9 protein-coding genes are annotated in these 13,981 nt (G+C 66.6%); 2 read left to right on the top strand and 7 right to left on the bottom strand.

All coding sequences use genetic code 11. The features are described from left to right. Nucleotides 1-56: 56 nt before the first annotated feature. The 6 genes from MG068_RS05130 to MG068_RS05105 all read right to left on the bottom strand — a co-directional run bounded on the left by MG068_RS05130 (nucleotide 57) and on the right by MG068_RS05105 (nucleotide 6,847). Nucleotides 57-350: a hypothetical protein gene (locus MG068_RS05130; protein ID WP_132809484.1), complete on the bottom strand. Its 294-nt coding sequence runs from the start codon at nucleotides 348-350 to the stop codon at nucleotides 57-59. Beyond that, the gene (locus MG068_RS05125; protein ID WP_132809482.1) at nucleotides 347-811 is read right to left on the bottom strand and encodes a GNAT family N-acetyltransferase; all 465 of its coding nucleotides are present in this window, start codon (nucleotides 809-811) and stop codon (nucleotides 347-349) included. Before MG068_RS05125 ends, MG068_RS05130 begins: the two co-directional genes overlap by 4 nt. Nucleotides 812-926: 115 nt before the next feature. Next, nucleotides 927-1,313: an SseB family protein gene (locus MG068_RS05120; RefSeq protein WP_021203054.1), complete on the bottom strand. Its 387-nt coding sequence runs from the start codon at nucleotides 1,311-1,313 to the stop codon at nucleotides 927-929. A 142-nt stretch (nucleotides 1,314-1,455) separates the two neighbouring features. Beyond that, nucleotides 1,456-3,171 (bottom strand): alpha-amylase family glycosyl hydrolase, encoded by a 1,716-nt coding sequence (locus tag MG068_RS05115; RefSeq protein WP_132809480.1) that lies wholly within the window; start codon nucleotides 3,169-3,171, stop codon nucleotides 1,456-1,458. Further along, a complete protein-coding gene (locus MG068_RS05110) occupies nucleotides 3,171-4,658 on the bottom strand; it encodes an MFS transporter (RefSeq protein WP_132809478.1) in 1,488 nt (495 codons plus the stop codon). Before MG068_RS05110 ends, MG068_RS05115 begins: the two co-directional genes overlap by 1 nt. Further along, a complete protein-coding gene (locus MG068_RS05105) occupies nucleotides 4,655-6,847 on the bottom strand; it encodes a glucosidase family protein (RefSeq protein ID WP_132809476.1) in 2,193 nt (730 codons plus the stop codon). Before MG068_RS05105 ends, MG068_RS05110 begins: the two co-directional genes overlap by 4 nt. 237 nt (nucleotides 6,848-7,084) lie before the next feature. Here MG068_RS05105 and MG068_RS05100 point away from each other — a divergent pair, with 237 nt between their 5' ends. After that, nucleotides 7,085-9,136, top strand: coding sequence for a glycoside hydrolase family 97 protein (locus MG068_RS05100; RefSeq protein ID WP_132809474.1), 2,052 nt, complete (start codon nucleotides 7,085-7,087; stop codon nucleotides 9,134-9,136). 251 nt (nucleotides 9,137-9,387) lie between these two features. Next, on the top strand, nucleotides 9,388-12,156 hold the full coding sequence (locus MG068_RS05095) for a TonB-dependent receptor (RefSeq protein WP_165929925.1): 2,769 nt from the start codon (nucleotides 9,388-9,390) through the stop codon (nucleotides 12,154-12,156). Nucleotides 12,157-12,361: 205 nt separating this feature from the next. Here MG068_RS05095 and MG068_RS05090 read toward each other — a convergent pair whose 3' ends face one another. Beyond that, the gene (locus MG068_RS05090) at nucleotides 12,362-13,975 is read right to left on the bottom strand and encodes an alpha-glucosidase family protein (RefSeq protein WP_132809472.1); all 1,614 of its coding nucleotides are present in this window, start codon (nucleotides 13,973-13,975) and stop codon (nucleotides 12,362-12,364) included. Nucleotides 13,976-13,981: the final 6 nt, after the last annotated feature.

Raw genomic sequence — 13,981 nt, 5'->3', positions numbered from 1 at the left:
GCCTTACTGTAGTGCCGAGCCATGCTCGGCATACTGCACACGGTGACCGCGAAGCTTCAGCGCACCGTCGCCTTCGACCCCAGCAACGCCAGCAGCACATAGACCACGATCGAGGCGACGGTACCAAGTGCCGCCGGCAACCCGAAGGCCCAGGCCGACCGGCCCTGCTGGCGCGCCCACTGCGCCAGGTGCCACGCCGCGCCCAGGTTGATCAGCCAGGCAATGGCGAAGACCGGCCACAGCACCATGCCCACCGCGCGCAGCAGGGGCATGGAGACCAGTGCGGCAACGATGGCTGCGATCAGGAAGATCAGTGCTGAGCGGGAGTGCCGGGCCGTTGCGGCGCTCATGCGGCCAACCTGCGCACCATCACCAGCACGCGGTGGCTGCGGTTGTCGGCTTCCTGCAGCGGCTTCCAGCCCAACCGCGCATACAGGCCGCCATCCAACGATTCGGTCTGCAGATACAGGTCGGATACACCCATCCGCACCGCCTGCGCTGCTGCCTGCTCGACCAGGCCGCCAGCCAGCCCACGCCCGCGATGACTATCGGCCACGAACACGCTGCCCAGCCAGTGCTCGTACTGCGGGAAGGCCTGCATCTCCCGGCGCTTGAGCTGCACCGCACCGACCACCTGACCGTCATCGAAGGCAGCGATCAGGTGCGGGAAACCCTCGGCGTCCTGAGGTGTGTTCAGCCGCTGCAGTTCCTGTTCCAGCGACAGGCCGGCGTCGCGGCCCCATTCGGCGTGGTACCACCGGGCCAACTGCTGCCGTTCCGGTGCATCGGCGGGTAATACCCTGAATTCCATGGCAATGCCTCGATGGGGAAGCGTTCTGTAGAGTCGAGCCATGCTCGACTGATCTGGCACTGTGCGAAAGGCAGTCGAGCATGGCTCGACTCTACAAATATAGCGCGGTGGCGGTTCAGCCCTGGGCGAAGTCCTTCAGGATCTCGCCCACGCCGCTCGGCGAAATCTCAAAGCCCAGCGAAGTGCCCGGATTGATCACCACGCCATAGCCACCCGGCACGCGGCGCAGCACGTCCAGCATCCGCCAGCGGATCTGGTGTTCGGCCTGCTGGCTGTAGATGCCCACCCGCGACGGGTCGGTGAACACGGCCACATGCAGGGTGCCCTGCTTGTCGAACAGCAGCGGGTCGAAGCCGCTGCCGTCGGGGGTGACCAGGCTGCCGGTCAGGAGCACCACCTCGGAGGCGACGAAGGCTTCCATGAAGGCGCGGATCGGCACCGCCCCGTCCATCGCCGCCTTCAGCAGGGTTTCGATCGGGGTCTGCGGGGCGAGGTCGGTCATGGCGGTACGGCGGGGCGTGAGGGGTGCCTATTGTAGAGTCGAGCTTGCTCGACTGCTCGAAAAGCGTGCCAACCAAGGTTGGCACCCACCAGAGCGGTAGGCAGGAGCCATGGATTCATGGGTTGCCGGCCAGCGGCCGGCACTACCGCCCCAGACGCTGGTCCCGCGCCTTCTGGTCGGCCATCGCCTTGTCCAGCTCGGCCTGCAGCGCCGGCTGCTGCACGGCAGCGTCCAGCACATAGACCTTCACGCCGTGCGCGGGCACGTCGGCCTTCAGCAGACCGTTCACCTGCAACGAACCGCCGTCCAGCGCGTCGCGCCAGCGGCCCGCCTGGACGTAACGCGACACAGTGAAGCTCTTTGCCCTGTCGCCCTTGTTCAGCAGCACCAGCGCGGTCTGCGCCACCTCGCCATGCTGCAGCACGCGGAAGAACACTGCCTCATCGCCCTGCAGGCGCTCGTTCACCTGCAGGCCGCGCTGCAGCGCCGGGGTGGCTGCGCGCAGCCTGGCGATGCGCTGCAGCGGCGCGAAGATCGGGCTCTGCGGGGCAGCGTCCACGCGCGGCTGACCGAAGTAGGCACGATTGCCGGCATGCTCGGCGCGACCACGCATGAAGCCGGTTTCCGAGCCGTAATAGACCACCGGAATACCGCGCGCGGTGAACAGCCAGTTGTGCGCATCGATGAAGCCGTTGTCGCTGGCCTGCAGCCGCGGCATGTCGTGGTTGTCGTAGAAGCTCATCAGCTCATACGGGTTGGCGTACGGGCCACCGCTCAGGTGCAGCGGCCCGGACAGGGTTTCAAAGCCCTTGCCGGCGGTGCCGAAGGTCTGTTCCAGTGCGCCGCGCAGCGGGAAGTCGAGCACGCTGACATTGGCGTTGGCCGGCCAGGTGTGTTCGGCGATGCTCGCCGCGTTGTAATCGAACGCTTCGCCGAACATGAACATGCCCGGATGTTCAGCACGGATGCGCTTGACGAAGGCATGCCACCACGGGTGCGGCAGCCAGCCGATGGTATCGATGCGCAGCGCATCCACGCCTTGCGCGGTCCACTGCAGGTAAGCACCCACCAGATAATCCATCACCGCCGGATTGTCCTGGTTGAAGTCGGACAGCTCGGCAAGGTTGCCGTCGAAGATCGAGCCGTCCTTGCTGTCGACCGGACCGATGTTGTTGTAGAACGCGTGCAGCGGGTTGTGCTTCGGATCCAGCTCCTGCGGCGGCAGGTTCTGGTGGTCGGCAATCAGTTTGCCGTCCTTGTCGAAGATCTGGCCGAACTGCGGCTGCCGCGTCGGCATGGTCCAGGCCGGCGAGCCGTGGTTGCCGACGATGTCCAGCACCACCTTCAGGCCTGCGCCATGCAGGCCCTTGGTCAACCCCGCGAAGTCCAGGTCCTTGCTCGGCAGGTGCTCATCGAGCTTGTAGAAGTTGATGCCCCAGTAGCCGTGGTAGCCGGTCTTGCCGCGATCGGTCAGCGTGCTGGTACAGCTGATCGCCTTGCTGCCGGTGAACGCCTCGTCCGGGTTGTCGATGATTGGCGTGATCCATACCGCGCCGAAGCCGAGGTTGCGGATGTACTGCGCATTGTCGAGCACGCCGCGGAAGTCACCGCCGAGATAGCCGATGTTGCCGTCCACCTTGTCCGGGCACGGCACCGGGATATCGAAGGTGCGATGCGTTCCGCCCTGGTCGCGATGATCGTTGGACGGGTCGCCGTTGACGAAGCGGTCGGTGACCACGAAGTACACCGCATCGCTGGCGAACGGTTCGGTGGTGCCCACATAGTCCGGGCGTGGCGCGGCCGCCGCATGGCCGGCCAGCAGCACCAGGGAAACAGCAACAGACAGCGCACCACGCATCACACCACCTCCGGACGGGACGGAACCCGCAGCACGCACAGGCCGGCGACGAACAGGCTGCAGCCGCCCAGCACCAGCACATGCATCGGCTGGCCACCCAGCCAGGCGCGCAGGGCAAAGCCGAGCGCGCTGGCCGCGACCAGCTGCGGGATCACGATGAAGAAATTGAAGATGCCCATGTACACGCCCATCTTCGATGCCGGCACGCTGTCGGACAGCAGCGCATAGGGCAGCGAAAGAATGGACGCCCAGGCGAAGCCGACGCCGACCATCGACAGCAGCAGCCAGTGTGGGTCGCGGATGAACATCAGCGAGACCAGGCCGGCGCCGCCCAGCCACAGGTTGACCAGGTGGCTCCAGCGCAGGCCGATCGCACGCACCATCGGCGGGATCAGTACTGCGGCCAGCGCGGCGAAGCCGTTGTAGGCACCAAACAGCACGCCCACCCAGTTGGCGCCCTCGTTGTAGGCCGCCGACTGCGGATCGGTCGAGCCGAAGTGGATACCCGCCACCGCGGCGGTGGTGTAGATCCACATCGCAAACAGCGCGAACCACGAGAAGAACTGCACCCACGCCAAACGACACATGGTCACCGGCATCGCGCGCAGGTCACCGACGATGGCGGCCAGCATATGCGTGGCCGGCAAGGCACGCGCGGCCGCCAGCAGCAGGCCGTAGCCGGCGCACAGTCCTGCCAGCACATACAGCATCCTGTCGCCCTGCCGCCAGGCGATCAACAGCGCCAGCACCACGCCGAGCCCCAGCCACAGCGCCACCTGCGTCCACGGTGCGGGGCCACTGATCGCAGCCCCTGCGTGGTGCGCCGGCGGCTCGGCATCGTCAAACCCGGCCAGCTCCGCCGGCGAGTACTCGCGGGTGCTGACCACCGTCCAGGTGATCGCCGCCAGCAGCACCACCGCGCCGAAGTAGAACGCATAGCGCACGGTATCGGGCACTTCTCCGGCAGCTGCGGTATTGGCAACACCGAAGTGGGCCAGGATGAACGGCAGGAAGCTGGCGACGATGGCGCCCACACCGATGAAGAAGCTCTGCATGGCATAGCCGGCCGGACGCTGGCGCGGCGCCAGCTGATCGCCGACGAAGGCGCGGAACGGTTCCATCGACACGTTGATCGAGGCGTCCAGCACCCACAAGGTACCGGCGGCGATCCACAGCGTCGGCGAATTCGGCATCACCAGCAGCGCCAGCGTAGTCAGTACCGCACCGATCATGAAGAACGGGCGGCGACGGCCCCAGCGCGTCCAGGTGCGATCGGACAGGTAACCGATCACCGGCTGCACCAGCAGGCCAGTCAGTGGCGCCGCGATCCACAGCCCGGGCACCGCGTCCATGTCCGCGCCCAGTGTCTCGAAGATGCGGCTGGCGTTGGCGTTCTGCAGGGCGAACCCGAACTGGATGCCGAGGAAGCCGAAACACATGTTCCAGATCTGCCAGAACGACAACTGCGGTTTGGCGGGACGACTCATCGTGCGCCCTCTTCCATCGCCACCGGCGCCACCTTCAGCGCCTGCACCTGGGCCTGGTTGAGCACACCATCGCGTCCCCCCTTGCCGCCGGTGTAGTGCGCGAAGTGCTGCAGCGCGCTCATGTTGAAGCCCTCTTCAAGCGCGACCGTGCATTGCCCCTTGGGCACCGTGAATGTCGCCGAGGTCGAGTCCTGCATCGCCACGCTGTGCGGCAGGGTGACCGTATGCTGCTGCAACGGCTGGCCCGGGCACTGCAGCACCAGCTGCTTGACCGCAGCGGTGACGCCAGTGTTGATCGGCCCGTTCGCGTTGCGGTACTGCAAGCGCAGGCGCACCTGCCCGGCCTGGCCCGCGGTGAACTGCCAGCGATCCTCGCCCTTCAGCACCTGCTGCGGACCGACGCAGCGCGTCGGGCTGTGCAGTGATTCCAATGCACCCTCGCGCCGGGTCAGACTGAAGCAGTGCTGCAGGCCATCGTCGCTGATGTGCGCCTGGCCATTGCTGGCGGCGACGGCCCTGCCGTCCTTCCACAGAACCTGCCCAGTCGTGACCGGCACGCTCCAGCCAGCGCCATCGCGTGTGGCCTGCGGTGCGGTCGGCGTGGCCGGCGCACGCGCATTGGCTTCGGCGGTTGTGCCGCCGAAGCCGGTCGCGGACGGGGCAGCCATCAGCTGCACCGTGGTCGTGTTGCCCTGGGTCAGCGTCCTGCCCGCCACCAGCAAGCCATCACCCAGCTGCTGCGGGCGCTCCAGCACGTAGCGCTTGCCACCGGCCTCCAGGGTGATGCGGGGGTGCGTGCCGAACAGTTCTGGCACCAGCACGGCCGGCAACTTGGGCTGCACGCGGCCATCGTCCTGCACGCCGAACACGCCCTCGACCACCATCGACAGGTAGCCGGCCACCGACCACAACTGGCGTTCGGAGTTGACCACCGGGCCGCTCACCGCACCTTCCTCGACATGCACGGCCTGGCTGACCAGTTCGTAGTTTTCCATGTTGGAACCGGCCAGCGCAGCGCCCTGCATCAGCGAGCGGATCTCAGCGGCGATGCGCGGCGCATCGTCCAGCTGCCGCGCCGCACGCAGAGAGTACGCGCTGACAAACGGCCAGATCGCGCGGTTGTGGTAGATCGGCTGCTGCGATTCCTGCGGCCAGACCACCGGGCTGCCGGCTGGCCCCATCGGGTAGGCAGCCAGTGCACGGCGCGCGCGCTCGGGCGGCAGCACCTCGGCGAGGATGCCCAGCGACAGCCCGAGCAGATCGACCTTGACGTACGGCACAGGGTGCGCGGCTTCGCCGATGTAGCTCATGTACTGGCCCATGTCCTCGCGCCAGAAGCGCGCATCGATCTGCTGCGCCAACGCATCGGCCCACGCCTTGTAGTCAGCCGCGCGGGCATCACCATGTTGGCCAGCCAGGCGTTCGGCCAGGCGCAGCGCCTGGTAGTGCAGCACGTTGGTGGACAGCGCATAGGAATCGCCGATGAAGCGCACGTCCTCGCGGGTCCAGTCCGGATAGGTCTGCTCGCGCCAGTCCAGGAACGAGGTCTCACCACGGTACAGGCCCACCTGCGCGTCGAACACCATCGCGCGGTCCTGCGCCAGCGTGCCCTGCAGCGCCTGCCAGACCTGGTCGGCAAACGCGCGATCGTCCAGCAGGTGGCGTGCCGCCAGGAACCACACCACCCGGTCGCTGCTGATCGGCCAGCTGCCGCCGGAACCGGTGTCCTGCGCCACGAACAGGCCGGGCGTATGGCCATCGCGCGCTGCCGAGAGCTTGAACTGCAGCGACTGCCGGGTGCGCTGCGGGTCCAGCCGCGCCAGCGCCAGGTCGGCGGCGAAGCTGACATCGCGGGTCCACACGTAGGGCCAGCGCGCGCCCGTCTGGAAGCACTCGCACGGCACCGGCCGGCCTTCGTCGAACGCGGGATCGCGGATCGCATCCACGCGGTCCTGGTCCATCTCCTGCTGGGCCAGCGCGAACAGTGCATCGAACATCACGCTGCCGGTCTGGCTGCGCATCGGCATGGGCGCGATACGCACCTCAGCCTTCGGCGCATGCAGCACGTAGCTGCCCTTGGCAGCGGCTTCGGCGCGCGCATGGCGGCCGTCGAATTGCAGGTCGGCCGCCTGCGCGGTCGATCCCAGCGCTGCCCCCAGGGCAGCGGTCAGGCAAATGATCTTCAGCATCGAAGCGGCGGACCGGCTTGCGCCCGTCGGCCTCCCTCCCTCTCTGCACGCGTTGTAGGTCCGCACCGTCGTTGTCGGCGGGCGGGCGCGGCCCCTCCCTCAAGGTGCCCTGGCCCCATGGTAGACGCGGGGCTGTCGGCTGCGTCCAGTTGCATACGTATTCATGGCGTTGCGCGGTAGCGGGCCTGCCGCGCTGGCTTATGGTCCGGGTCTGCCAACGGCGCCTTGGGAGGGGAAATGCCGATGTCACCCACTGCTGTACGCGCGGTGTTCGCGCACCTGCTCGGTCTGGCTCTGCTGGGCCTGGCCACGCTGGCGCAGGCCGCGCCGCAGGTGGCCAGCGTCGAATCACCGGGAAAGGTGCTCAAGGTCAGTCTGATGCTGGACGGTGGCACCGCGCGCTATCGCGTCGAGCGCTTCGGCGAGGTCGTGGTGGAGGATTCGAAGCTGGGCTTCGCCCTGCGCGACGGCCGCCTGGACCGTGATTTCGCCCTGCTCGGCCAGCAACGGCGTAGCATCGATGACAGCTGGGAGCAGCCCTGGGGCGAACGCCGGCTCACCCGCAACCACTTCAACGAGCTGACCGTACAGCTGGCCGAAACCACCGGCAGCAAGCGGCGGCTGGACGTGGTGTTCCGCGTCTACGACGATGGCGTTGGCTTCCGCTATGTGTTCCCCGAGCAGCCGAACCTGCACGAAGCGATCATCGATGACGAGCTGACCGAGTTCGCCATCGCTCAGGATTCCACCGCGTGGTGGATCCCTGCCGGCGAACCGATCCACTACGAGTACCTGTACCAGCGCACACCACTGCGCGAGGTGCCGCTGGTGCATACGCCGATGAGCCTGCGCAGCCGCGATGGCCTGCACGTGGCGATCCACGAGGCCGCGCTGGTGGACTATGCCGGCATGTGGCTGCGCCGCACCGACGGCCAACGCTTGCGCGCGCAGCTGTCGCCCTCGGCCGAAGGCTGGAAGGTGCGCCGCGGCCTGCCCTTCGCCACGCCGTGGCGCACGCTGCAGATTGCCGACCGTGCCGGCGGCCTGGTCGAATCGGACCTGATCCTCAACCTCAACGAACCCAATGCGCTGGGTGATGTGAGCTGGGTGAAGCCGGCCAAGTACCTGGGCGTGTGGTGGTCGATGCACCTGGACAACGAGAGCTGGGCGACCGGGCCGAAGCATGCGGCCACCACCGCCAAGACGAAGAAGGTGATCGACTTCGCCGCCGCACACGGCTTCCGTGGCGTGCTGGTGGAAGGCTGGAATCCGGGCTGGGACGGCATGTGGGTGGGCAATGGCTACGACTTCGATTTCACCCGTGCCACACCCGATTTCGACATTGAAGCGCTGTCAGCGTATGGCCTGAAGAAGGATGTGCATCTGATCGGCCACCACGAAACCGGCTGTGCCATCGAGCATTACGAGGACCAGCTGGGTACCGCACTGGACCTGTATGCGCGGCTGGGCGTGGACCAGTTCAAGACCGGCTACGTCTGTGACGACGGCCAGGTCGACCGCCGTAATCCCTCGGGCGGCCCGCTGTGGCGTGAGTGGCATGACGGGCAGTTCATGGCGCGCCACCACCTGAAGGTGGTCCAGGAAGCGGCGCGGCGGCACCTGTCGGTGAACCCGCATGAGCCGATCAAGGACACCGGCCTGCGCCGCACCTATCCCAACTGGATCTCGCGCGAAGGCGCACGTGGCATGGAGTACAACGCCTGGGGCCAGCCGCCGAACCCGCCGGAACATGAGGTCAACCTGGTGTTCACCCGCATGCTGGCCGGGCCGATGGATTACACCCCCGGCATCCTCAGCCTGAAGGGCCGCCACGGCCAGGCCATCCCCAGCACGCTGGCACGCCAGCTGGCGCTGTACGTGGTGCTGTACAGCCCGATCCAGATGGCCGCCGACCTGCCCGAGCACTACCTGCAGCATCGCCAGGCATTCCGCTTCATCGAAGACGTGGCGGTGGACTGGGAGCAGAGCCGCGTGCTCGATGGCGAAGTGGGCGACTACGCGACGATCGTGCGACGCGACCGCAACAGCCGCGACTGGTTCCTCGGCAGCATCACCGACGAGCACGGCCGCGTGCTGCCGGTATCGCTGGGCTTCCTGGAGCCGGGCGTGCGCTATCGCGCCGAGATCTACCGCGATGGCGAGGGCGCGGATTTCCGCAGCAATCCCTTCGCATTCGCGCGCGAAACCCGAGAGGTGACCAGCGCCGACGTGCTGACGCTGGTGCTGGCACCGGGGGGTGGGCAGGCCATTCGTTTCACGCCGCTTTGAATGCCGCGGTAGTGCCGGCCGCTGGACGGCAACCCGGTGAACGCGATTGCCGGCCAGCGGCCGGCACTACCGCAAACAGAACCTGAAAGCGATTACATCCCTGCAAACGCCATTGAATACGTATGCAGGGTGATTCCCGCGAAGAACGCGCTGCCTACCATAGCGGCGACGACAGCGGCCACCGCGTCGCACGTCCACGGTCACTCCGGGACGTTCACGAATCGATCTGCAACATTGCCTGGGAGGGGAAAATGTTGAACCACAAGCGCAGCGCGCTGAGCATCGCGCTGGCCGTTGTCCTGGCGCCGACGCTGGCGTCGGCACAGTCCACGCAGAGCACCACCACGCCGGCCGCCACCGCCGCCACCAACCTGGATACGGTGCAGGTCACCGGCATCCGCCGCGGCATCGAGAACGCAATCGCGATCAAGCAGGACGCCACCTCGGTGGTCGAAGCGATCTCCGCCGAAGACATCGGCAAACTGCCCGACGTCAGCATCGCCGAATCCATCTCGCGCCTGCCCGGCCTGGCTGCCCAGCGCGTGGCCGGCCGTGCGCAGGTGATCAGTGTGCGTGGCCTGTCGCCCGACTTCGCCACCACCCTGCTCAATGGCCGTGAAGTGGTCAGCACCGGCGACAACCGCGGCGTCGAATTCGACCAGTACCCGTCCGAGCTGGTCAACGGCGTGACCGTGTACAAGACCCCGGACGCGGCGCTGGTCGGCCAGGGCCTGTCGGGCACCATCGACATGCAGACCGCACGCCCGCTCAGCTTCGGCGAGCGGGTGATCGCGGTCAGCGGCCGCTACCAGAAGAGCTCCCTGGGCCGCGCTGCCAACATCGACCCGTATGGCAACCGTTTCAGCGCCAGCTACATCGACCAGTTCTTCGACAACACCCTGGGCATCGCCATTGGTTATGCGCACAGCGACATGCCGATCCAGGAGAACCAGGTCGGCCTGTACGAGCCCTGGACCACCGAACACACCGACAAGGGCGAGCGTCGCGGAATCGCACCTGGCACCTACTTCACCGATGGCATCAAGGCCCTGCGCCGCACCGGCAACAACAAGCGCGACGGCGTGATGGCAACGATCCAGTTCCGCCCCAGCAACAGCTGGACCAGCACCTTCGATGCGTTCCACACCGAAGCCGAGCAGATCGACACCGCCAACCAGTTCGAGCTGAGCCTCAGCGGCAACGGCGAGGACAGCAACAACCCCAACGCGATCCTGCCGGTGTTCAGCAATGTCGGCCGCAATGCCGATGGCAGCTTCACCGGCGGCACGATCAACAATGCATACCCGCTGGTGCGCGGCATGTACAACAAGCGGAAGGACAAGATCGATGCGTTCGGCTGGAACAACGAGTTCAACGTCGGTGGCGTGAAGCTGGTCGCCGACCTGAACTACTCCAAGGCGACCCGCCGCGAGATCAATCTGGAAAACAACCTGCAGCTGGTGCCGCGCCCGCAGTTCGACACGATCGGCCTGGTGGTGAACAACAACAGCTTCTCGCAGATCACACCGGGGCGCGACTATTCCAATGCGGACAGCCTGTTCCTGACCAACACGATCTATGGTTCCGGCTACGGCAAGGTGCCAGAGGTCGAAGACCGCTTGAAGGGCGCCAAGCTGGCGGCGACGCTGCCGGTTCCCGAGGCCATGTCCAGCTGGTTCTCGGATGTGGACGTGGGCGTGAACTATGCCGACCGCCGCAAGCAGAAGGCCCAGGCCGAAGGCAACATCCTGCTCGGCGCCCAAGGCGAATCCACCATCGCACCGGACCTGCAGTACCGCCCGGTCAACCTCGGTTTCGCCGGCATCGGCTACATCCCGTCGTGGAATGTGCCGGCAGCCGTCGGTCGTTACATGACCTTCAACCCGGTCGACAACCTGGACTACCTGATTCCCAAGTCGTGGACGGTCGAGGAGAAGATCACCACGGCGTGGGCACGCCTGAACATCAACACCGACATCGGCGTGGTCGGCGTGCGCGGCAACATCGGCGTGCAGATGCAGCACACCGACCAGAGCTCGGATTCGCGCTACTGGGACAGCTCGCAGCCGGCGGGCAGCAACATCCAGCCCTTCTCTGCCGGCAAGACCTACAAGGATTGGCTGCCAAGCTTGAACCTGGTGTTCATGTTCCCGCACCAGCAGACGCTGCGCTTCGCCGCCGCCAAGCAGGTCGCGCGCCCGCGCGTGGACCAGATGCGTGCCGGCCTGGAATTCGGCGTGGATACCAACAACGGCCGCCCTGGTGGCAGCGGTGGCAATCCGCTGCTGGATCCGTGGCGCGCCACCGCGCTGGATCTGTCCTATGAGAAGTACTTCGGCGAGAAGGCCTACGTGGCTGCGGCGATCTTCTACAAGGACCTGAAGAGCTACGTCTACACGCAGTCGGTGGACAACTACGACTTCAGCGGCCTGCTCGGCAACTACGTGCCACCGCCGGGCATGACCGCACCGGTGCTGACCACCGGCACCTTCTCCACGCCGCAGAACGGCAAGGGCGGCACGTTGAAGGGGCTGGAGCTGACCGGGTCGTTCCCGCTGGAGATGCTGACCGACAGCCTGCGCGGCTTCGGCGTGCAGGCCAGCGCAACGTTCAACAAGAGCGACATCACCATCCTGGATCCGGAAAGCGCCAACAGCGTGGGCACCGGCCCGATCAGCCTGCCGGGCCTGTCCAAGCGTGTCTACAACTTCACCGCCTACTACGAGCGCAGTGGCTTTGAAGCACGCGTGAGCCAGCGACGCCGCTCGGACTTCATTGGTGAGATCGGCAACTTCAACGGCAACCGCACGCTGCGCTACGTGGTGGGCGAGAACGTGACCGATGCACAGGTCAGCTACACCTTCAGCGACAGCAGCGCCCTGCGTGGGCTGACCCTGCTGCTGCAGGGCAGCAACCTGACCAACGAGCCGTACCGCACCTATGCCGGCAGCAAGGACCGCCCGCTGGAATACATCGAGTGGGGCCGTACCTACATGCTGGGCGTGAACTACAAGTTCTGAGGTAGCGCCGGGCCGCGCCCGGCAACCCGGACCCGGTAGTGCCGGCCGCTGGCCGGCAACAGAAAACAGGGAGCAGGACCGGAAACCCGCTGCGCAGGCAGCGGGCTTTCTTTTGCGCGAATGCCCTTCACCGGCATCCCACCCACAAAAAAGGGACGGGGCGCTTCGGCCCCGTCCCCGCAAGTACCGCCACCGGAGAAAACGGTCAGCTGCGTCGGGCGCAATACACCGCGCGCGGCGGCAGCTGGAGTTCATTGCCCTGCACCGTGCCCGCATCCGGGCCCGGCACCGCCACCTGCTGCCAGTTGCCCGGCGGCAGCGGATGGCTCACCGCCTCGGCCGACAGGTTGAAGGCCAGCAGGAGGGTTTCATCTGCAAGCATACGCTCGAACAGCAGCACTGGCTCGGCGCTTTCGATGAATCGGATGCTGCCATGCAGGAGTGCCGGCTGGCTATGCCGCCAGGCCAGGAACCCGCGGAACGCAGCCAGGACCGAGTCCGGGTCGCGCTCCTGCACCGCCACGGCCGCGGCGCGGTGCTCGGGCGGAATCGGCAACCACGGCTGGCCGGCGGTGAAACCGGCCAGCGGCGCGTCGGTCCACGGTAGTGGGGTCCGGCAGCCATCGCGGCCCTTGAAGTTGGGCCAGAAGGTGATGCCATAGGGGTCCTGCAGGGCCTCGAACGGCACCTCGGCCTCGGCCAGGCCCAGTTCCTCGCCCTGGTACAGGCAGACCGAGCCGCGCAGCGAGCACAGCATCGCCACCAGCATCCTCGCCAGGCGCGGGTCAGCCGGGTGGCCGCCCCAGCGGCTGACGGCCCGCTCCACGTCGTGATTCGAAACCGCCCAGCACGGCCAGCCTTCGGTCATTGCCGCTTCCAGCCGCGAGACCGTATCGCGGATGTAGGCCGCGCTGTAGTCGTCCACCAGCAGCTCGAAGCTGTAGCCCATGTGCAGACGACCATCCCGGGTGTACTCGGCGGTGGTGGCCAGCGAGTCCTCCGAGGAGATCTCGCCCAGGCTGACCGCCCCCGGATACTCGTCCAGCAGCGCGCGCAGGCGCTCCAGGAACGGCAGGTTCTCCGGCTGGGTGTTGTTGTAGTAGTGGTACTGGTAGGCGTACGGGTTGTCCGGGCTGAAGCCGCGCCCCACCCGCTTGTCGGCGGGCTTGGCCGGGTTGTCACGCAGGCGCGCATCATGGAAGCAGAAGTTGATCGCATCCAGGCGGAAGCCATCCACACCGCGGTCGAGCCAGAAGCGCACGTTGTCCAGGGTCGCCTGCTGCACGTCCGGGTGATGAAAGTTCAGGTCCGGCTGGTCGACCAGGAAGTTGTGCAGGTAGTACTGCTCACGGCGCGGCTCCCACTGCCAGGCGCAGCCGCCGAACAGCGACAGCCAGTTGTTGGGCGGGGTGCCATCCTCGCGCGGGTCGGCCCAGACGTACCAGTCGGCCTTCGGATTGGTCCGGTCCTGGCGGCTCTCGCGGAACCAGGCGTGCTCGATCGAGGTATGGCTCAGCACCTGGTCGATCATCACCTTCAGGCCCAGACCGTGCGCCTTGGCCAGCAGGCGGTCGAAGTCGTCCAGGCTGCCGAACAGCGGGTCGACGTCGCGGTAGTCGGCGATGTCGTAGCCGAAGTCGGCCATCGGCGATTTGAAGAACGGCGAGATCCAGATCGCGTCCACGCCCAGCGTTGCGATGTGGTCCAAGCGCTGGATGATGCCCGGCAGGTCGCCTACCCCGTCGCCGTTGGCGTCAAGGAAACTGCGCGGGTAGATCTGGTAGATGACGGCTCCGCGCCACCATGGATAGTGCGACATCGACAG

The sequence above is a fragment of the Stenotrophomonas sp. ASS1 genome (assembly GCF_004346925.1).
GTDB lineage: Bacteria > Pseudomonadota > Gammaproteobacteria > Xanthomonadales > Xanthomonadaceae > Stenotrophomonas > Stenotrophomonas maltophilia_A.
Note: the sequence above shows the minus strand (reverse complement) of the source record. Positions and strands in the feature narration are given on the sequence as shown.